Origin of the sequence: Chitinophaga solisilvae (genome assembly GCF_009928525.1) — a bacterium.
Lineage (GTDB): Bacteria > Bacteroidota > Bacteroidia > Chitinophagales > Chitinophagaceae > Chitinophaga > Chitinophaga solisilvae.
In genome coordinates this window covers 240257-260278 of sequence record NZ_JAABOK010000007.1, presented here as the reverse complement: position 1 = coordinate 260278, position 20022 = coordinate 240257, and the positions used below count along the sequence as shown (strand labels likewise).

21 protein-coding genes and 1 tRNA gene are annotated in these 20022 nt (G+C 45.1%); 7 read left to right on the top strand and 15 right to left on the bottom strand.

Annotated features, from left to right (window positions below; genetic code table 11):
• Positions 1–14: 14 nt before the first annotated feature.
• Together GWG06_RS16620 and asnS are read right to left on the bottom strand one after the other, a co-directional pair.
• Positions 15–542, bottom strand: a complete 528-nt coding sequence (locus GWG06_RS16620) for an ExbD/TolR family protein (RefSeq protein ID WP_127044612.1) — start codon at positions 540–542, stop codon at positions 15–17.
• A 240-nt stretch (positions 543–782) separates the two neighbouring features.
• Complete coding sequence (gene asnS / locus GWG06_RS16615; RefSeq protein ID WP_173962872.1) at positions 783–2222, bottom strand: asparagine--tRNA ligase; 1440 nt, start codon at positions 2220–2222, stop codon at positions 783–785.
• A gap of 465 nt (positions 2223–2687) precedes the next feature.
• Between asnS and rho the strand changes: the two genes are divergently transcribed.
• Positions 2688–4400, top strand: coding sequence for a transcription termination factor Rho (gene rho, locus GWG06_RS16610; RefSeq protein ID WP_127043932.1), 1713 nt, complete (start codon positions 2688–2690; stop codon positions 4398–4400).
• Positions 4401–4607: 207 nt separating this feature from the next.
• Here the strand turns inward: rho and GWG06_RS16605 are convergent, their stop codons facing one another.
• The 12 genes from GWG06_RS16605 to GWG06_RS16550 all read right to left on the bottom strand — a co-directional run bounded on the left by GWG06_RS16605 (position 4608) and on the right by GWG06_RS16550 (position 12813).
• Entirely contained in the window at positions 4608–4793 is a 186-nt protein-coding gene (locus GWG06_RS16605) for a quinol oxidase subunit 4 (RefSeq protein ID WP_160714537.1), read from the bottom strand.
• A 123-nt stretch (positions 4794–4916) separates the two neighbouring features.
• Positions 4917–5519, bottom strand: coding sequence for an outer membrane beta-barrel protein (locus tag GWG06_RS16600; protein WP_127043930.1), 603 nt, complete (start codon positions 5517–5519; stop codon positions 4917–4919).
• A 63-nt stretch (positions 5520–5582) separates the two neighbouring features.
• The gene (locus tag GWG06_RS16595; protein ID WP_160714535.1) at positions 5583–6221 is read right to left on the bottom strand and encodes a TetR/AcrR family transcriptional regulator; all 639 of its coding nucleotides are present in this window, start codon (positions 6219–6221) and stop codon (positions 5583–5585) included.
• A gap of 264 nt (positions 6222–6485) precedes the next feature.
• Positions 6486–7235 (bottom strand): LytR/AlgR family response regulator transcription factor, encoded by a 750-nt coding sequence (locus GWG06_RS16590; RefSeq protein ID WP_160714533.1) that lies wholly within the window; start codon positions 7233–7235, stop codon positions 6486–6488.
• A 29-nt stretch (positions 7236–7264) separates the two neighbouring features.
• Positions 7265–9349 carry a histidine kinase gene (locus GWG06_RS16585; protein ID WP_160714532.1) on the bottom strand — a complete coding sequence of 695 codons (2085 nt, stop codon included), beginning with the start codon at positions 9347–9349 and terminating at the stop codon, positions 7265–7267.
• Between the two features lie 19 nt (positions 9350–9368).
• The gene (locus GWG06_RS16580; protein ID WP_127043926.1) at positions 9369–9599 is read right to left on the bottom strand and encodes a 4a-hydroxytetrahydrobiopterin dehydratase; all 231 of its coding nucleotides are present in this window, start codon (positions 9597–9599) and stop codon (positions 9369–9371) included.
• A gap of 91 nt (positions 9600–9690) precedes the next feature.
• Positions 9691–10134: an IPExxxVDY family protein gene (locus GWG06_RS16575; protein ID WP_127043925.1), complete on the bottom strand. Its 444-nt coding sequence runs from the start codon at positions 10132–10134 to the stop codon at positions 9691–9693.
• The gene (locus GWG06_RS16570) at positions 10134–10559 is read right to left on the bottom strand and encodes an MGMT family protein (RefSeq protein WP_160714530.1); all 426 of its coding nucleotides are present in this window, start codon (positions 10557–10559) and stop codon (positions 10134–10136) included. The genes GWG06_RS16575 and GWG06_RS16570 overlap by 1 nt, the downstream gene beginning before the upstream one ends.
• On the bottom strand, positions 10489–10635 hold the full coding sequence (locus GWG06_RS16565) for a DUF5522 domain-containing protein (RefSeq protein ID WP_235938402.1): 147 nt from the start codon (positions 10633–10635) through the stop codon (positions 10489–10491). The genes GWG06_RS16570 and GWG06_RS16565 overlap by 71 nt, the downstream gene beginning before the upstream one ends.
• A 25-nt stretch (positions 10636–10660) precedes the next feature.
• Positions 10661–11386: a tRNA (guanosine(46)-N7)-methyltransferase TrmB gene (gene trmB, locus GWG06_RS16560; protein ID WP_235938384.1), complete on the bottom strand. Its 726-nt coding sequence runs from the start codon at positions 11384–11386 to the stop codon at positions 10661–10663.
• Positions 11386–12402, bottom strand: coding sequence for a virulence RhuM family protein/type II toxin-antitoxin system death-on-curing family toxin (locus GWG06_RS16555; protein ID WP_160714526.1), 1017 nt, complete (start codon positions 12400–12402; stop codon positions 11386–11388). The genes trmB and GWG06_RS16555 overlap by 1 nt, the downstream gene beginning before the upstream one ends.
• Positions 12403–12669: 267 nt before the next feature.
• A tRNA-Asp gene (locus GWG06_RS16550) sits at positions 12670–12813 on the bottom strand.
• Positions 12814–12988: 175 nt separating this feature from the next.
• On the opposite strand from GWG06_RS16550, the gene GWG06_RS16545 reads away from it, so the two are divergent.
• Positions 12989–13456: an Lrp/AsnC ligand binding domain-containing protein gene (locus tag GWG06_RS16545; RefSeq protein WP_029465139.1), complete on the top strand. Its 468-nt coding sequence runs from the start codon at positions 12989–12991 to the stop codon at positions 13454–13456.
• Positions 13457–13518: 62 nt separating this feature from the next.
• Positions 13519–14448 carry a tryptophan 2,3-dioxygenase family protein gene (locus tag GWG06_RS16540; protein ID WP_127044601.1) on the top strand — a complete coding sequence of 310 codons (930 nt, stop codon included), beginning with the start codon at positions 13519–13521 and terminating at the stop codon, positions 14446–14448.
• Between the two features lie 9 nt (positions 14449–14457).
• Here GWG06_RS16540 and GWG06_RS16535 read toward each other — a convergent pair whose 3' ends face one another.
• The gene (locus tag GWG06_RS16535) at positions 14458–15162 is read right to left on the bottom strand and encodes an alpha/beta fold hydrolase (protein WP_160714524.1); all 705 of its coding nucleotides are present in this window, start codon (positions 15160–15162) and stop codon (positions 14458–14460) included.
• A 275-nt stretch (positions 15163–15437) separates the two neighbouring features.
• Between GWG06_RS16535 and GWG06_RS16530 the strand changes: the two genes are divergently transcribed.
• The 4 genes from GWG06_RS16530 (at position 15438) to GWG06_RS16515 (ending at position 19553) form a co-directional block, all read left to right on the top strand.
• Positions 15438–16145: a DUF4290 domain-containing protein gene (locus GWG06_RS16530; RefSeq protein WP_160714522.1), complete on the top strand. Its 708-nt coding sequence runs from the start codon at positions 15438–15440 to the stop codon at positions 16143–16145.
• Entirely contained in the window at positions 16142–17455 is a 1314-nt protein-coding gene (gene murA, locus GWG06_RS16525) for a UDP-N-acetylglucosamine 1-carboxyvinyltransferase (RefSeq protein ID WP_127039527.1), read from the top strand. Before GWG06_RS16530 ends, murA begins: the two co-directional genes overlap by 4 nt.
• Positions 17456–17675: 220 nt before the next feature.
• On the top strand, positions 17676–18245 hold the full coding sequence (gmk, locus tag GWG06_RS16520; RefSeq protein ID WP_127039524.1) for a guanylate kinase: 570 nt from the start codon (positions 17676–17678) through the stop codon (positions 18243–18245).
• Positions 18246–18287: 42 nt separating this feature from the next.
• Complete coding sequence (locus tag GWG06_RS16515) at positions 18288–19553, top strand: hemolysin family protein (protein WP_160714520.1); 1266 nt, start codon at positions 18288–18290, stop codon at positions 19551–19553.
• Positions 19554–20022: the final 469 nt, after the last annotated feature.

Below are 20022 nucleotides of genomic sequence, written 5' to 3'. Positions count from 1 at the left end.
TTCGTAATTCGCAATTATTCAGAAAAAATCCCTTTTTCAAATGCATTCATATCTACAATGGCATATCGGTCTATTTTGTTGATAAGCATTTCGTCCATGATGTCTACAACGTTTTCGTAGCGGGCTTTTTCATCGGCTTTGATAAGTACCATCAGGTCGTTTTTATGGGAGGTACGTTGTACTTTTTCTTTTTTGCTGATGATAATATCACGGATGCCGTTGTGATTGGAAAAGCTGGAGCGGTTGACCTGCGGCGGTTTCGCAGGGTCGTCGCCGATACCTTCATACCAGGCGATGGTATTTTGCGGACCGAGGATAATGGTCAGTGCTTTGCTGATGGGTAATGGCATTGGGTTGCCGTCGCGCGGCATAACCAGCTCCATGGTTTTGGCCTGCAGCATGGTGGTGGTGAGCATAAAAAAGGTGATCAGGAGAAACCCCAGGTCTACCATGGGAGTCATGTCCACGCGGGTGGATTTTTTGCTGCTGCGGCCTTTCCCTGGCCTGTGGCCGTTGTCGGAAGATGTGTTTATTTCAGCCATAGTTTAACGTTTGTGGATGTACGAAAATGGTTGAAAGCGCTTTCCTCAATAAGACGCAGCACCGGAAAATTTCCATAAACGAACATAAAAAAAGCCCGTACAGCCTTACCTGTACGGACTTTCATTTTACTATTTTGTTATTTGAGATTTAATTTAAATCATGATGCCCTCTTTACAGTTCAGGTGACATCATGATTAAAATTAAATCTCAAATAACAAAATAATAAAATAGCCACGTGGCTAGAATTCCGCGCTCTTAGGCGTTCTTGGGAAAGGAATGACATCGCGGATGTTGGTCATACCGGTGACGAATAACATCATGCGTTCAAAGCCCAGTCCGAAGCCGGAGTGTGGTGCAGTACCGAAGCGGCGGGTATCCAGGTACCAGCTCAGTTCTTCTACAGGTACATGCATTTCTTCCATGCGTTTCACGAGTCTGTCGTAGTTCTCTTCACGCTGGGAGCCGCCAACCATTTCACCGATGCCGGGGAACAGGATATCCATGGCCCTTACGGTTTTATTGTCATCGTTGAGTTTCATGTAGAAAGACTTGATCTCTTTCGGATAGTCGGTCAGGATAACCGGCTTCTTAAAGTGTTTTTCTACCAGGTAGCGTTCATGCTCACTTTGCAGGTCAGCGCCCCATCCTTCAATGAGGTATTGGAATTTTTTGTTTTTATTATGTTTGCTGTTTTTCAGGATATCGATAGCTTCTGTGTAAGTAATCCGAACGAATTCGTTGTTGAGCACAAACTCCAGTTTTTCTATCAGCCCCATTTCGCTGCGTTCCTGCTGAGGCTTTTGTTTTTCTTCTTCAGCGAGGCGGCTGGCGAGGAAGTCGAGGTCTTCGCGGTTGTGTTCCATCACATAGCTAATGAGCGATTTGATGAATGCTTCTGCGAGGTCCATGTTATCTTCCAGTTCATAGAAGGCCATTTCCGGTTCAATCATCCAGAACTCAGCCAGGTGGCGGGCAGTATTGGAGTTTTCAGCACGGAAGGTAGGTCCGAACGTGTAAATATCTCCGAAAGCCATTGCGCCGAGTTCTCCCTCCAGCTGTCCGGATACCGTGAGGTTGGTGGATTTGCCGAAGAAGTCTTCCTTGTAATCGATATCACCTTTTTCTGTCAGCGGCGGATTCTTCGGGTCCAGCGTGGTTACACGGAACATTTCACCTGCGCCTTCAGCATCTGATGCAGTGATGATGGGTGTGTGCAGGTATACGAATCCGCGTTCGTTGAAGAACTTATGTACGGCAAATGCGAGGGCATGACGTACGCGGAAGATGGCGCCGAAAGTATTGGTACGAAAACGCAGATGCGCGATTTCACGCAGGTATTCCAGGCTGGGCCTGTTTTTCAGCTGTAACGGAAATTTCTCCGGATCGCAGTCACCCAGTATTTCCAGGGTGGCAGCTTTAAGCTCTACCTTCTGACCTTTACCCAGGGAAGGAATCACTTCACCGGTAGCGCTGATGGCTGCGCCGGTGGTGATACGTTTCAGCAGTGCAGGGTCTGTGTTTTCGGTGTTGATTACTACTTGTAAATTATTATTGGTAGAGCCATCGTTTAATGCGATAAACTGATTGTTGCGGAAAGACCGCACCCAACCTTTTACTGTTACTTCGTAATGCGCCTTGTCGTCGGACAAGATTTGCTTGACTTTCACTCTTTGGCTCATAATAAATTTAATTTTAAGGACTGCAAAAATAAGCGTTCTCCCGCATAGTCCATAGCACCGGGTATGGCCTTTTTGCAAGATAATTATAGGGTTTCTTTCAAAAAAAAATGTTAAAAACAAACACAATATAAAAAAATGCAATATAAATACCATATGATGAGGGGCGCGCCACTACGCTTTTATAGCGGAGTCATGATCCTTTCATGTGGCTGATAATGGGTCCTATGGGGCATTGGGGGGCAATTTTTTTTGGATAATAATAAAACTTGTTTTAATCTTGCATCATAATCTGCCTGATTAAGTTCATTTTCCATCTTCATCGGCAGTTCCTAAACTCAATCATTCCCTATCAAATTTAATAATCTATTAAATTTCTTGACGCAAAAACAATTATTTGTAATTGGTGTATGTTGGTATGCAGTGGTACCCGCCTCACAACACTTCTAAAATTTGACAACACAGATGATGTACGACATCTTACAATTGAACGACATGCTCGTTCCTGAGCTGCTTGATATTGCAGAGAAGCTTGATGTTCCCAACGCTAAAAAACTGAACAAACAGGACCTGATCTACAAAATTCTGGACAAACAAGCAGTGATGGCCTCAGAAGATAACCAGTCCAACGGAGAAGAGAAGAAAGCACGCAAACGCAAACCTGTAAAGAAAGACGAAGCAACTCACGCTACAGAAGAACCAGCCGGCGCAGAAGAAAAACCAGCCGCCAAAAAAACTACCAAGAAAGTTACAGGCAAAACAAAAGAGCACGAAGCGGATGAAGCACCTGCTGCATCTTCCAAATCCAAAATAAAAGATTTCGAAATAGATCTCGATAGCATTCCTTCACTCACTTTCGATGATGATGATGATATTATCATTCCTTCATTTACCGAAGATGAAGCGGAAGAAGAAGAAGAGGAAGAAGAATTAACTGCCATTCCTGCTGCAGAAGAAGAGGAAGAAGATGATGATTTCGTGATGCCGGAAGGTATTGAAACGCTGATCCCTGCTTCGCAGAAGCAACGTTTCCCTAACAAGAAAGAAGCTGCCTTTAATATAGAATTTGATGGTGTTATCGTCAGCGAAGGCGTACTGGAAATGATGCCTGACGGCTATGGTTTCCTCCGTTCTTCCGACTATAACTACCTCAGCTCCCCGGATGATATTTACGTTTCACCTTCCCAGATAAAACTCTTTGGTCTGAAAACCGGCGATACCGTTAAAGGTTCCGTGCGTCCGCCAAAAGAAGGAGAGAAATATTTTGCCTTACTGAAAGTGGAAACCATCAATGGTAAGTCACCCGAAGAAGTACGCGACCGCGTGCCATTCGATTACCTGACACCACTGTTCCCTTTCGAAAAACTGAAATTAACTACCACTTCCAATAACTACTCTACCCGTATCATGGATATGTTTACGCCTATCGGTAAAGGGCAGCGCGGACTCATTGTTGCGCAACCCAAGGTAGGTAAAACCATGTTGCTGAAAGAAGTAGCCAACGCCATCGCTACCAACCACCCTGAAATTTATCTGATGGTGGTGCTGATCGATGAGCGTCCGGAAGAGGTGACCGATATGGAACGCAGCGTAAAGGCGGAAGTTATCGCCTCTACCTTCGATGAACCGGCTGAAAAACACGTGAAAGTATCTGCTATCGCTTTGCAGAAAGCAAAACGCCTGGTAGAATGCGGTCACGATGTGGTAATCCTGCTGGATTCCATCACGCGTCTGGCCAGAGCGCACAATACCGTTGCTCCAGCCTCCGGTAAAGTACTGAGCGGTGGTGTGGAAGCCAACGCGATGCAGAAACCTAAACAGTTCTTCGGTGCTGCCCGTAAAATTGAACACGGCGGATCCCTGACCATCCTCGCTACTGCCCTGATTGATACAGGTTCCAAAATGGACGAGGTAATCTTCGAAGAGTTCAAAGGTACCGGTAACATGGAGCTGCTGCTGGATCGTAAACTGGCTAACAAACGTATCTTCCCGGCTATCGATGTTTCCGCATCGTCTACCCGCCGCGACGATCTGCTGCTGGATAAAGATTCTCTCAAACGTATCCACATCCTCCGCAATCACCTGGCAGATATGAACACCGACGAATCCATGCACTTCATGCTGCAACACATGCGCGGCACGAAGAACAACGAAGAGTTCCTGATCTCCATGAACGGATAATAGCCTTCGGCAATTACGAATTACGAATTGCGAATTACGAAAGTAAGCGAAGATATAATCGGATATAAAAAGCGAAGAACCCGTCTGATCAAATCCAGACGGGTTCTTCGCTTTTTATATCCGATTGTATCTTCGCTTTTATCTTTCGCTGATATCTCCGCTTTTCATTCGTAATTCGTAATTCGCAATTCGTAATTATTTTAGCAATTAATATCCTCCTCTCTTCTTTTGCTGCCCTGGTGCAAAAGGTTTGGCGGATTGAGTACCGTATATTTTCTTTTGCTGTCCCGGCGGCATGCCGTGCGGGTTGCCGGAAGGGTGGGTGGTAACACAGCTTCCGAGTATGAAGGAGGTGACAGACACTAATAACAGTGCAAATTTCAGATGTCGCATACAGGTCAGTTTTATTATATACCCAAAATGCAAAAATCCCGCCACAGTTGCCTGCGGCGGGATTATCCAATCTATCTAACCTTTTTAACTATCTTATATAAAACATCAATCTAGACGTTGCTACTAGAATATGAAGTTAACACCCAGGTTAAACTGTTTGGTGAAGTTAAAGTCGAAGCTGCTAACGTTGGTTTTAACTTTAGTCGCTTCATTTTTGTTCTGTAAGTAAGAGTAACCCAGACCACCAAAAGCACCTTCAATCATGAAGTGTTTGGTTACGAAGTAAGTGATACCAGGCAGTACGTTTACAGAGAAACCATTGTGAGTATCTGTTTTAGTACCTGCTGTTTTTTCGTTACCGAAAGTGTAACCAGCGTTAGCTTCAGCGAAGAATGCGAATTTGCTTTCGCCGATCATGTGGTAGTTACGTACAAAGATACCAGGAGTGATGTCCAGGGATTTGAACTTAACATCATTCACTTTTTTAGAACCGAACTGTGTATTTGCAAACACACCCACTACCCAGTTCTGATTCAGTGCCAGACCTACTTTAGGGCTGATACCAAAAGAAGTGGAAGTAGTTTTATTGTCGGAACCTTTAACCTTTGTTGATTCTGTGTTTACATTAACTTGTCCACCCAGGATAACATTGCCTTTTGATAACTGTGCCTTTGCTACTTGTGTGCCGAACAGTGCTACTGCGGCCAATACAATCAACTTTTTCATCTTTCGTAAAATTTAAATATTCATTAAAACTGTTCTCTTGTTTCCTTCTTTGTTCTACATACATTAATGCCGTTCGTGGCTGATTGCTGGTCGATATCTTAAACCATTAAAGAAAATGGTTAATACTTGTTTTTCTCTGTCCATAAAGCATCGCAGGCCGTCGCGGTCATGCGGGTCAAAGCCCGATGCCTGCCATTTGCACCATATTACCCATAAACCGAATAATACGTTTACCAGCAGCTGCGCGGTAAGGTCTGCGTCTGTATCTTCATTGAGTTCCTGCAGACAGATACCTTTCCTGATAGTTGCCGCTATAAAAGCTACTTCCACCTGCTGTAACAGTTCAATCGTCTGCCGCATCAGGCTGGAAGGAACATCCTTGATCCATTCGTTAACACCGAACAGGAAATGATATTCCAGCAACATCTTCTCTTTCAGCTCCAGGTATCGGTTCATAATGTCCGTAGTAGATTGCGCCGTTTCCACATACGCCGACATGTCAATGAAACAATCGGCTATGATACGCTCTACTACTGCTACATAGATAGATTCCTTATCTGAGAAATAATAATATAAAGAGCCTTTCGAAATCTCCAGATCCCTGGCGATCTCTTCCATGGTAGTTTTAGACAGACCATACCGCTTGAAGCGCTTCAGTGCAGCTTCCAATATCAATGTCCGCTTTTGGTCCTGTTCTGCCATAGATTGTGGTCAAATGTTCAAGTCTGACTGTCTGACTTTTTTATTTGACGGGTCAAATGTACAACCAAAAGTAATTCCACCAAATTTTTTTGTTAAATAATTGTTACGTAATCTCCGCGCAATTACATCAAAAGAAAAGGAAAAGACAAAATTGAATTATACGCTGTAAAAAGAGGGATGATTTTTTGAAGAAATCAAAAGGAGAAGTGAAAAAAAATTGAAAATAAGTAATGACGGTAACGGGACTACGAAAAAAACAGGCTATTACTGGTGCAGTCTGGCCAGCAGATCACGTTTCCTGCGCTCCGTAATTTCCAGAACAGTACCGCTCTTGAGCAGGATACGGCCATTGCCGGCATCTACCTGGCTGATGTTCGGTAACTGTACCATCTGCATATTATTAATTTGGTAGAACTGCAATGTGGAAAAGAGATCTACATAATACCGGAAAGGCCGCTCCGCCTTAATCACCGCACCGGAGCTAAGCCGGAACAGGCAGTTATCCAGCTGCGCTTCCAGGTAGTCCACCGCAGGCAGAAATATCGTATGGGCCTCCCCGTTAGCTGCCGGCACCAGCAGCTGCCAGGCGGCATGACGCCCGTTATGGAAATTTTCCAACAGCACCTGGTAACGCTCCAGGCTGCTGTTATTAATGATCCGGGCAGATACCAGCGCAACTGACTGCAACAGGCTTTCCTTATCAATAGGTTTGAGAATCAGCTCCACTTCGCTGCAACGGATCACATGCAGAAACTTCTTTTCAAAAGCAGTGACAAAAACGGCTTCAAACGAAGTTTCCGGTTGGGTGCCCGTAAGTACATCAAACCCGGTGCCATCAGGCATTTCAAGATCCAGGAATACCAGCTGCGGCTGATGTTCCTTAATCTGCGCAATACCATCCGCGCAATCAGAAGCGGTGGCTACAATTTTTATCTCCGGACAATACTTCTCCAGCATCAGGGCTATAATATCCCGGCTGTTACGTTCATCATCTATTATAACTGCTTTTATCATGGCAGATTGCTAACGTTAATGGATATATGTTAAAGTTGCGGTATCAGCACTTTTACCACGGTGCCGCTGTCATCCCCGCTTTGCGCCGATCTGTCAATAATTTCTATATGAATCTCGGTATTGTACATCTTATTCAGCAGCTCTGCGCGGTTCTGGCTGATGTCCATTCCGGACGACTGATGATGCTTAGGCAGCGTACGCAGGGATCTTGACCTGGCAATGCCGATACCGTTATCCGCAATCACGCATTCCAGCATATCTGAGGCTACCTGGTTGAAATGGATCGACAGCTTGCCTATGGCCGCCTGCGGGTTAGTCATACCATGCTTTACGGCATTTTCCACATAAGGCTGCAGCAGCATGGCCGGGATCTCCAGCTCGGCGGTAGCAATCACCGGATCTACAATAATCTCATATTCCATCCTGTTCTCAAAACGCATTTTTTCCAGTCCCAGATAGGTATTGAGATAGGTGATTTCATCTGCCAGCGAAATGAAATTCCTTCTGGAGAAATCCAGTGTTTTACGGATCAGGTAAGAAAAATCGGACAGGTATTTCTGTGCATATTCATAATCCCGCTGCATAACAAACAGCTGTATGGAATTGAGACAGTTGAAAATGAAGTGGGGATTGATCTGTGCCCGGATAGCCTTCAGTTCTATCTCTGTGAGCTTTTTGTCATATTCGGTTTCCAGCTGTTTTTTGCGTTGTTCTTCCAGCTCGTGTTTCTTCCGGAGAATTTCTGTGGTCTGCTCTTTCACCAGCTCTTCCAGTTGCTCATTGAGTTTGCGTTGCAGCTCCTTGTTTTTATTCAGCTGTTTGATAAGCAGTTCCTGCGTACGCGTTCTTTCCAGGTGTACCAGCTTATTGCGGTAGCTGAGCCCGGCCAGGAAAAACATGGCCTGCATGAGTACGCCGGCAATCAGCAGTATGGAAGGCGCAGCCAGTTCTCCCAGTGCGCTGAGCAGCCCCAGTGGCCGGATATGCATCAGGAAGGAGCCGAGGCAGGCCAGGTACAGGCATACGGAACCATAGAGAAAAAAGCGTACCAGCGGATGGTGCCGGGAACGCCGCGCCAGCGCCACAAATACGGCCAGCAGCGGAATCAGCGTACAGAAATATACATAACTGTAAATAATGGTTGGCAGATGGTACTGCTCCATCGCAATACAATACATGCAGATAATAATCAGACCGCCCACTACTGTGGATACCCATGTGAACACCCGCTCCATAAAAGGATAGCGCTCTCTCAGGTTGAGGAAATTATTACCGAACAACAGGTACATAAAGTAAAAGCAAAACAATAATCCCGGAATATCCCAGTAGTACTTCAGCATCGGCCACCGATGAAAGAAGGACAATTGATAGGGCTTACCTTCCAGCCGCAGCGCAAAAAAGAGAATAAGCCCCAGGATATACGCAGCAAAATAGATATAGGATTTATCCGGCAGCTGTACATAATTAATGACAGAAATGCTGAAGAACACCAGCAGCATGCCCAGCAGCACCTGGATGATAACCGCTTCCTTGCGGTAAATATCCAGCTGGGTATCGTGCAGTACGGAAAAGCCCTGTTCGCTGTATAGCTTAGGTATGAGCGGGTTTTCGTTGTATGACTTGTTGATGATATGCAGGTAGTAGGTACGGGTTTCGCCGGGAGGAACGTTTACTTTAAATCCGTAGTGATTCCACCTTTCCACACCTCCCTTATCCAGCATGAGGCCTGTGGCCATCAGCAGGCGGGGAGTGTCTGCAACTGCTTTTTCATACCAGTACATGAAATCATGCCATCCTGCGAATACGATGGATGAAAGCGGTATGCTGCCCTGGTTGCGGATATGCAGCTGCATCCAGCAATTATTGACGCGGCCGTTATTTTTTTTGTTACCATGAAAAAGATGATCGTTGCGGCTGAAGGACCGGTCTGCCACCTGTGCGATGGTCAGGTTATTGTTTTTGTCGGTCAGACTGTATACATACGGGCGCAGATCAGTATCCGCGGCGACGGTCCCGGAGGTAACCACCAGCGTATCATGGGGACTGCGTTCAGCAATGGCAAAGGTTCCTGTAGCATAGCAGTACAACAACAGCATTAAAATAATGCGCTTCACAAGGTCGTAGATAAGTTGATTATAACAATTTGTCTATTTCTCCGGCCAGCGCTTTATCCTTTGCGGTAACAATGTTGCCTGCATCGTGGGTATTGAGGAATATCTCCACTTTATTGTACACGTTGGTCCAATAAGGATGATGATCCATTTTCTCTGCCAGCAGGGCTACTTGTGTCATGAAGCCAAATGCTTCCTTGAAATCGTTGAATACGAATGCCCGGTATAACCGATTGTCTTTTTCTTCCCACATAAGCGGAACATTTAAAGGGTGAAATCGTGGCAATTCACTAGGTTTCTGGTTAAAATACTCAGCTGCAGCAGCTTGATGATGCGTAATGCTGTTAAAAAATGAGGTTCACTTTATTTTTGATTTCTCTTGTATCCAGTAAAGATACTAATTGTACCAGCGGAACGAGACGTAATTCTTCCAATAATTTTTTCACATCACTACCCTGGTAATAATCACCCTTAATCATCCAGAGGAAATGGATATGTTTCAGCTCGGGCAGCAGAAATTCAGCCTGACAGTGGTTATTATAAAAATAGTGTGCAACAGAATTGGTGGGTTCATGGAACTCCAGAACGGTGAAATGAAATGATCTGTTTTTTTTGGACAGTGTAATTTCCAGGGAGTTGTTTACTCTGAAATTGGTGTGCAGGTGCCGGTTTATCTGCCAGCAGAGCTGATAGTCGCGGGCGGTGGATGCGATACCGATCAGGTGTGTATTCTCAAAAAAATCTTCTACCAACTGATCCTGGTCCAGCTTTAATTTAAGTATGGTCATTATACTTTCTTTTTACTGTCCTTACGGGGTTTAGCTTTTACTTCCGGATCCCAAAATACGGTTTTAAAGTTGGTTATTTTATCATCTTTTACGGCAACGCCTTCCTGTTCCAGCAGTTCCTGCATCAGGGTGGGGGTGGCAAAGAACTGGCGGCCACTCAGTTCGCCGTTGCGGTTAACGACGCGGTGGGCGGGTACGGCAGGCTTAACGTTTCCTGCGCCGTTCATGGCCCAGCCAACCATGCGGGGAGTGATGCGGAGCCCGGATGCCTCGGCAATGGCGCCATAGGTAGTTACACGGCCCTGCGGAATTTTACGGACTATTTTATATACCACCTCAAAAAAGGAAACAGGTTTACTGTCTGTCGTTTGCTTCGTTTCTTTTTTTGAGGAGGATGGATTTTTTGGGCTCTGGTACGTTTTCATATGAAAATGGACAATGTTTACAACCGTTACCGCAGCAATAGCCGCGGTCACGGTGATATTTTTCGGTGAATACCATATAGCCTTCCGCGTTATAATAAAAATCAATCTTCTCCACCAACGGTTGCTTCATCGGAAGGTAGTTTTATACTGCGCCAGTCCAGCGGAGTGGCGGGCAGCCGGAATTTCAGGTAACGGATCGTTCTGCCGTCTGCCAGGTGCATGCCTTCATAGTAAGTCTGTATTTGCAGCAACGGTGGTACTTCCGGCAGGGCGTATACGTCCGCAATATCTTCCAGCAGCGTCAGTCCGGCAGCTGCTATCACTTCCTGTGTGAAAGCATAGAGCTGGGGAGAGTCTGTTTTCAGGTTGATGGTGGCGCCAGGCGCCAGCAGCGGCTGAAACAGCTGCAGGAATTTCGGGTGCGTCAGTCTTTTTTTGGATTTCGAATTGCGCAGGAAGGGATCCGGGAACGTAATCCAGATATCCTTTATTTCTCCGTGAGCAAAATAATTAGCCAGTTTATCGATCTGGGTGCGGAGAAAAGCCACGTTGGATAAGGATTCGTCCAGGGCTGTTTTGGCGCCGCGCCAGATACGGTTGCCTTTAAGATCTACGCCGATATAGTTCTGATCTTTGAACATGCGCCCCATGCCCAGGGTGTAATCTCCTTTACCACAAGCCAGTTCCAGTGTTATCGGATGGTTGTTTTTAAAGAATTCATTCCATTTCCCCTGCATTCCTTCCGGGTATATCAATACGTTGGGGAAGGTTTCTATTTCCGCAAAGCGTTGTAATTTTTTCTGTCCCATTGGCGCAAAAATAGCCATTAATGGGCATTTATGAATGGAATCTGGTTTTTAAGGTTGATGAGATTGATGACCACGCGGGTCATTATTTCCTTTTCTTCCGGTTTGGATGCGGCAATCATCAGTGTCAGGGCTACCAGGGCATTATCCGCAATCTTTTTGGTGCCGTCGGCCAGGTACAGGATATTGTTTCTATCCAGGAACCAGACGAACAGGAAGGCGGCAATACGTTTGTTGCCATCAGAAAAGGAATGGTTTTTAATAACGAAATACAGGAGGTTGGCGGCTTTTTCCTCTACGCTGGGGTACAGGTACTGACCGCCGAAGGTCTGGTAAATAGCTGCCAGCGACCCCTGAAAGGATTCATCCTTCTCATTTCCGAAGAGAGTGCTTCCCCCGAATTTATCCCGGAGGCCATTAATGGCTTCCATAGCGCTGGTGTAGGTAATTTCGAAGAGATTGGCCGGTGTGGTGGCTTCTATCTCCAGGGTCTGGTGGTCATACCTGTCCAGTATGTCCAGTGCGTAGGTATAATCTGTAATTACTTTGAGTAGTCCGGAAGCCTCATCAGAGCTTAATTCCTGGCTTTGGGCCAGGCTACCCAGCAGGCGTACGGTCTGCTTCAGTTCTTCCAGCTGCCGGGCCTGTTCCTGCAGGCGTTTCCTGTCCAGTGCAAAGCCTTTGGTAAGGTATTCTCTCAGTACATTATTGGCCCAGATCCTGAATTGCGTGCCTCTGACAGAGTTGACCCGGTACCCGATGGATATAATCATATCCAGGTTATAATATTCAAGTGCCCGGTTTACGGTTCTTGAACCTTCATTTTGAACTGTTCGGAATTTCCGAACAGTTGCCTCAGGATTAAGCTCGCCGGAGCTGTAAATATGTTTAATATGTTCGCTGATATTGGCTTTACTTGATGCAAACAAGTCCGTGATCTGCGCCTGGGTGAGCCAGACAGTCTCATTTTCCAGCTTTACTTCAATGGCAGTATTTCCTTCTGTGTCCTGAAACAACAGCACCTGATTATTTTCCATAAACGTTTTTATACTGGTATAAAACGATGGATCTTCCATAAAGCACTAATTTTTTTTATATAAAAATTTTAACTGCTACAATTTTCGCTTTTTAGAATGAAAAATGCACATTCGCACATTTTTCTTTAACAGGTGTTATTAAAACACAATAATTGTTTTATTTTTTACAATCGATTGGTAATTTTCTTAAATAAAATGTATAAATGGATAGTACCTGAAATAAAAAAGCCCGTAAGTATATTACTTACGAGCTTCTTTAAACCAATTTGGCTGTAGGAGGAGGAGTCGAACCTCCACGGGGCAGTTAGCACAGCATAATAAGATTAGTGGTCAACCCGGTTATGTAGTGTTTATCCTGGGCTCCCCACCCCCGAGACAAGGGGGCATGTCTGCCAGTTTCATCATCCCACAATTTGTATAATCATTAGCTGCATTCGCTTTTCGTTTGCCGTTTTCGTAATGATTATAATGCAAATCTAAAGAGAAGGGCAATTCCTTGCAAATTTTTTAAGAAAAATTTTTGAATTTTCGATATTTTTTAAATATTTGCATATAACTTTAAAACATTCAAAAACAAATTGTAAAAATGAGCCACAATTTGAATATTGACAAACTCGATTTACAGATTATCAGCGAGATGATGAACAATGCTGAGATCTCTTACGCCGATCTGGGGAAGAAACTCTTTGTTTCCGGCGGCACTATTCATGTGAGAATGAAGAAATTGCAAGAACTGGGTATAGTTAAAGGTACAAAATTACATGTAGATCTGAAAATGATCGGATATGATGTAATCGCCTTTATCGGGATCTACCTGGAAAAAAGCTCCATGTATGATACCGTAGCCAAAGAACTCCGTAAAATACCGGAAATGGTACGCCTGAACTACACCACCGGCAGCTACAGCATGTTCGCGGAAATTATCTGCAAGGATATTACCCAGCTGCGCCGTATTCTCCACGATGAATTACAGAAAATAAAAGGCATCGAAAGAACCGAAACCCTCATCTCACTCGAAGAAAGCTTTTACCGCACTATCAATGTGGTGGAATAATTAATGATAAACGGAAATAGCAGGACAGTTGCTATTTCATGCTTTATTATTAATTTTCGCCAATGGTTACAACAGAAATTGCCGATAAAATAAAACGGCTGGAAGAAAAATATGCCGCAATGGGCCAAAACCTGTCATCATACCTTGATGGGCTCCTGTATGCGGATTATCTTACTTATTGGGATTATATTCAACTGGATGTACTGCTGAACCTGCAACATCCCCGCACGCCGATTCCGGATGAAAACATCTTCATCATTTATCACCAGATAACGGAATTGTATTTTAAACTGTCGCTCCAGGCTATCGAACAGATATGCCATGCGCCTGTACTGTCGGCTGAAATATTTAATACCCAGCTGAAAAGGATCAACAACTATTTCCGCAACCTGATTAATTCCTTTGAAATCATGGTAGACGGAATGGACAAGGAACAGTTCCTGCAGTTCCGTATGGCCTTACTGCCGGCCAGCGGCTTCCAGAGCGGACAATTCCGTATGATCGAAATCTGCTCCACCCGGCTGCAGAACCTGGTATATGAACCACAGCGCCCCGGCCTGGACAACAGCAGTCTGAAAGAAGTACTTGATAATATTTACTGGCGCAGCGGCGCCACCGAACTGGCCAGCGGTAAGAAAACCCTTACCCTGCGCCAGTTCGAACTGAAATATATGGAGCCATTCCTCCAGCTGGCTACGCGCTACGAACAATGTAATATGCTGGCCAGCTTCAAAAAATTAACACCGGAAGAACAGCAGCAGATTACTCCGCTGCTGAAGGAATATGACCTGAACATCAACGTGCGCTGGCCGTTGATGCATTATAAGTCTGCGGTAAGATACCTGCATAAGAAACCGGAAGACATAGCCGCTACCGGTGGTACCAACTGGCAGCAGTACCTGCCTCCGAAAAACAAGCGCATAGTATTTTTCCCGGAACTATGGTCTGAAGAAGAAGTGAACAACTGGGGGAAACTGGCGATGGGAGAGTAGTCCGGATGCTTATTTCTTTGTCGTAAACCACTTGATATAATATGCCAGCAACGGCACGTCTGCTTTTTCCAGCGGGTGTGCCGTGGCCGGCAATACCGTCAGCTGTGCCTCCGGCAACGATGCATATACTTCTATCGTCTCCTGAAATGATACCATATTGTCCCGGTCGCCCATCATGAGCATACAGGGAGACGCAATCTGGGCATAGTCTGCCGCCTTCAGGAGCGACTGATGCCCCAGCTCCTCTATCAGCTGCGCTGTACGCGACACCACCTCTTCCCAGTTATTCCCCGCATGGCGCTCTTCCAGCAGCCTGGCAAAAGAAGGCACCTTTTCCGCTATCAGCGCAGGATTCAGCTGCTTCACCTCTTTTCCCGCCGTTGCCTCGTTCCAGTTATACTTGGTGGCCAGCGTCATCACATGCCCGATTTTTTCCGGGTAATGCCTGGCCAGGTACATGGCTACATACCCGCCCATACTATACCCGAAGATATGTGTAAACTCCAGCTGCCTGCTTTCCAGGTATTCCAGCACCTCCGCCGCAAACGCCTGAATGTTAAATCCACTGGCAGAAAAAGGTACGCCGCCATGCCCGCTGAAATTCAGCAGATGTATATCATAATGAGGCTCCAGCTGCTCCGCCAGCGCCTTAAACTGGCTGCTGGCCCCCAAAGCCCCATGTAAAAAAAGTAGAGGGAGTTTCTTGTTTTGCATATATTAAAACTATAAAAGAATTTGATTATTTGGTTATTTGAGATTTGGTTATTTGAAATGCAGCGGAGATCGTTGTTGAACGGATATATAACATAATCTCCGATGCATTTCAAATAACCCAATCTCAAATAACCAAATAATCAGGTTCTGGCTTCCTGCAATGCCATGCTGTTAAATGTTCCTCGTATTTTTTTGTTATTTTTGCAGGGATGTTGTCTCTTTACTATCTTCACTTTAAGATGTTCCTACATCAATAATATTTTTAAACACATATAATGGAATATAACACAACGCGTAATTACCTGATAATGAAGGAATATGGCAGGAATATCCAGAAAATGGTGGAATTCCTGGTAACCATAGAAGATGATGATGAACGCCAGCGCAATGCTATGGCTGTGATTGAACTCATGGGTACGTTGAATCCTCACTTACGCAATGTTGAAGACTTCAGACACAAATTGTGGGATCACATCTTTAACATCTCCAATTTCGAACTGAAGGTAGAATCACCATATCCGATTCCGACACAGGAAACCCTGAGAAACAAACCGGAAAGGCTGACCTATCCCAAAAAATACCCCAGGAACCGCCACTTCGGCAAGAACCTGGAAATGGTAATAGAAAAGGCAGTACACGAAGAAAATCCGGAAAAGAAAGAAGGATTTACCCAGTGCGTGGGCAACTACATGAAACTGGCCTATACCAACTGGCATAAGGAAAGTGTGCACGATGACGCCATCAAGGCGGAACTGCTGGCTATCACCAACGGTGAACTGGACTACCAGCCAGGCCATTCCACTGTCAATACCACCAGCTTCAACCCTGGCGGCGGCGGTAACACTACCGGTGGCGGAGAACACTTCCGTTCCAACAAACGCAAAAATTTCCAGCAGAATAATAAATTCAAAAGCAGCAACAGCGGCGGCGGAAAAAACAATAATAACAAGCACAATAACAAATACAAAAACAGGAACAAGTGAGTAGTGCTTTTGAAGTAAGAGGCGGCAACCGCTTAAAAGGTGAAATAATACCTCAGGGAGCCAAAAACGAAGCTTTACAAATCATCAGTGCTGTGATGCTGACCCCCGAAAAGGTTACCATCCATAATATTCCGGATATCGTAGATGTAAATCTGCTGATTGAGCTGTTGGGAGATGCAGGCGTAAAAATTAACCGTATCAGCCGCGATAAATGTGAATTCCAGGCAGATAATATTGACCAGGCCTATCTGCAGAGCGCCGACTTTAAAAAGAAGTCCGGCAGGCTGCGGGGCTCTGTGATGATTGCCGGCCCGCTGCTGGCCAGATTCGGCAAAGCGCTGATCCCGAAACCGGGCGGCGATAAAATCGGCCGTCGCAGACTGGATACCCATATCATCGGCTTCGAGAAGCTGGGGGCCAGATTTGTATATGACTCCGACGATAACTACTTCCGCCTGGAAGCCGCTGCCGGCGGGCTACAAGGCACCTATATGCTGCTCGATGAGCCCAGCGTAACAGGTACCGCCAACATTGTAATGGCCGCCGTACTGGCAAAAGGTGTTACCACCATCTATAACGCTGCCTGCGAACCTTACCTGCAGCAGCTTTGCAAAATGCTCAACAGCATGGGCGCCCGCATTTCAGGTGTAGGCTCCAACCTCCTCACCATCGAAGGCGTTACCAGCCTGGGAGGTTGCGAACATACCATGCTGCCGGATATGATCGAAATCGGCTCCTTCATCGGCCTCGCCGCCATGACCCAGAGCGAGATCACCATCAAAAACGCAGGCGTGGAAAGTCTGGGCATCATCCCCGATAAATTCCGCTCCCTCGGCATACAGCTCGAAATCAGGGGCAACGATATCTACATACCTTCCCAGGAATCATACGAAATACAAACCTTCCTCGACGGTTCTATCCTCACCATCTCAGATCATCCGTGGCCGGGCTTTACACCGGACCTGCTGAGCATCGTGCTGGTGGTAGCCACACAGGCCAAAGGCAGCGTAATGATCCATCAGAAGATGTTTGAAAGCCGCCTGTTCTTCGTGGACAAGCTGATTGATATGGGCGCCCAGATCGTTTTGTGCGATCCGCACCGCGCTGTAGTAATCGGCCTTGGCCGCCAGCACCAGCTTCGCGGTATCACGATGTCTTCCCCGGATATCCGTGCCGGCGTATCCCTGCTCATCGCAGCACTCAGCGCAGAAGGCAAAAGCACCATCCAGAACATTGACCAGATAGACCGCGGTTACCAGTACATCGACGAAAGGTTGAGAAATCTGGGAGCGGATATAAGAAGAATATAAAAAGGTAATTACGAATTACGAATGATGAATTGCGAATGATGAGCGAAGACAGGAGCGGATATAACGTTTATTTTCGCGCATCATTCGCAATTCATCATTCGTAATTTGCAATTCCTAATTTGTAATTTATCATTAAAAGCCCAAATTCCAGGGAACATTTCCCCCGGTTTTTGGGTTTTGCATTTGAAGTCATCAGCGCTATTTCTACTTTAAAATTATAATGGAAAAAAAGATCATCATTATTACCGCGCCTTCCGGTGCAGGTAAAACCACCATCGTCAGAAAATTACTGGCCAGCATGCCGGTACTGGCCTTTTCCGTGTCCGCTGCTACCCGTAGTGCACGGGAAGGAGAAGTGAACGGCAGAGATTATTATTTCATGTCTGTAGATGAATTTCATGCGAAAATTGATGCGCACGCTTTTGCAGAATATGAAATGGTGTACGCCGGTAAATATTACGGTACCCTGAAAAGTGAGCTGGAGCGTATCTGGGAAGAGCGCCGTATCCCGATGGTGGATATTGATGTAAAGGGAGCATTGTCAATCAAAGAAAAATATCATCAGCAGGCACTGACCATATTTATTGAGCCGCCTTCCATAGATGCGCTGAGAGCAAGACTCAGCGAGCGCGGCACCGAAACGCAGGCATCGCTGGAAGAGCGCCTCGGAAAAGCGCGTTACGAGCTTTCCTTCTCCCACGAGTTCGACCACATTGTAGTAAATGATGAACTGGAACGGGCATACGAAGAAGTAAAAAAGCTGGTAACAGATTTTTTAAATATAAAATAGGCGGGTGATTGTTGGTTTTCCTAATTCAGTATTTTTGTTAGGATGGACGGATACACAATTATTATTTTAGTTTTCCTCGTTCTGCTGGCCGGCTTCTTCGCGGGCATAGAAGCGGCATTCGCCAATGTGAATAAACTCAGCATTGAGCTTAAAAAGAAGCAGGGGAGAGCCACCGGCAAAATATTGGCCAGTTTCAATGAAAACCCCAGCCGGTTTCTGGCTACCAGCCTGGTAGGATTAACAATCACGCTGGTGATTTACAGCATTCTGCTCGCAGGATTTTTCTCGCCGATATGGGAAGCCAGTACGGCAAGGCCGGAAAATGTTCCCATGCCGCTGGTTATTTTCCTGGAAATACTGCTGGCATCGCTGATCATGCTGTTCCTGGGCTTTTTTATTCCCAGGGCTATTTTCAGGTCGCGCCCGGAAGCATTGCTCAGCTTTTTTGCACTGCCTATTTCAATAGTGGCAAAACCGCTGTACATTATCGGTAACGTACTCGTATCAATATCCGAGTGGATGTTGAAATACCTTTTCAACGTACGTATTCTTGAAACGCGGGAATCCTTTACCCGTGTGGATGTAGAGCATTTTATCCGGCAGTCGCAGCAACATTTCGGCGAAAATCAGGAGCTGAACACTGAGCTGTTTGAAAATGCATTGTCGCTGGCACACGTGAAAATCCGCGGCTGTCTTATTCCCCGCAAGGAAATAGAAGCGCTGGATATCAAAAGCCCGATCATCGATGCCAGACAGAAGTTTATGGAAACCAAGCTGTCTAAAATCATTATCTATGATCAGACAATTGATAACATCCTTGGTTATATTCACCAGCTGGACATGTTCAAGAACCCGCAGGATATCGCACCTATTATCCACCCGATACTGGCAGTACCCGAAACAATGAGCGCCATAGACCTGCTCAGCAAATTCAACAAGGAACGCAAAAGTATTGCATGGGTAGTGGATGAATTCGGCGGCACTGCAGGTATTGTAACGATAGAAGATGTACTGGAAGAAATTTTCGGTGAGATCAAAGATGAACACGATGTGGAAGAATTTGTAGAGAAGCAGATCGCCGAAAAAGAATACATTTTTTCAGGAAGACTGGAGCTAGATTACTTAAATGAAAAATATAGTCTCGATTTTCCGGAAGATGAAAGCGAAACATTATCCGGGTATATCATCAACCACCATGAAACGATCCCCAAGATAAAGGACAGGATCATTATAGGCGATTATGAGTTTGATATACTGAATGTTACGGATACACGTATTGAAATGGTAAAGATGAAAATCCTGGGTTAATACAGGCATTTTTAGGCTGATGCATACGATGTTTATATGATATTATTTTTTTTATAATGTTTGTATTAACGAGGCAATAACAATTTTGCTAAAACGTTTTTTAAAAAAGTAGTAGGAATTTAACACGGATTGTATACATTTGCTGTAGATGATGTAACACAATGATTTGATTTTTGTTAAAAGGTTGTAAAAAAAGTGTTCCAACATTGATAATAAAAGAATTCTTGCTATTTTTGTATTACAATATAAAAGCAACCAGTGATTCTTACTTATACTGAACGCTTGCCATCAATTAGGTAAGTCAGAAAAACTGGAAGCCAAAGACATTCTCGAATTCAACTTTTTTGGGGTTAACAAACAATGGATGAAAGGCCGGCTCTTGATTCTTCTCGGGCTGGCTCTTTTTTTGTACCTACCTCATCATATTTTCTCTCTCAGATTTTTTCTTTTTAAAAGAGTATTAAAAACA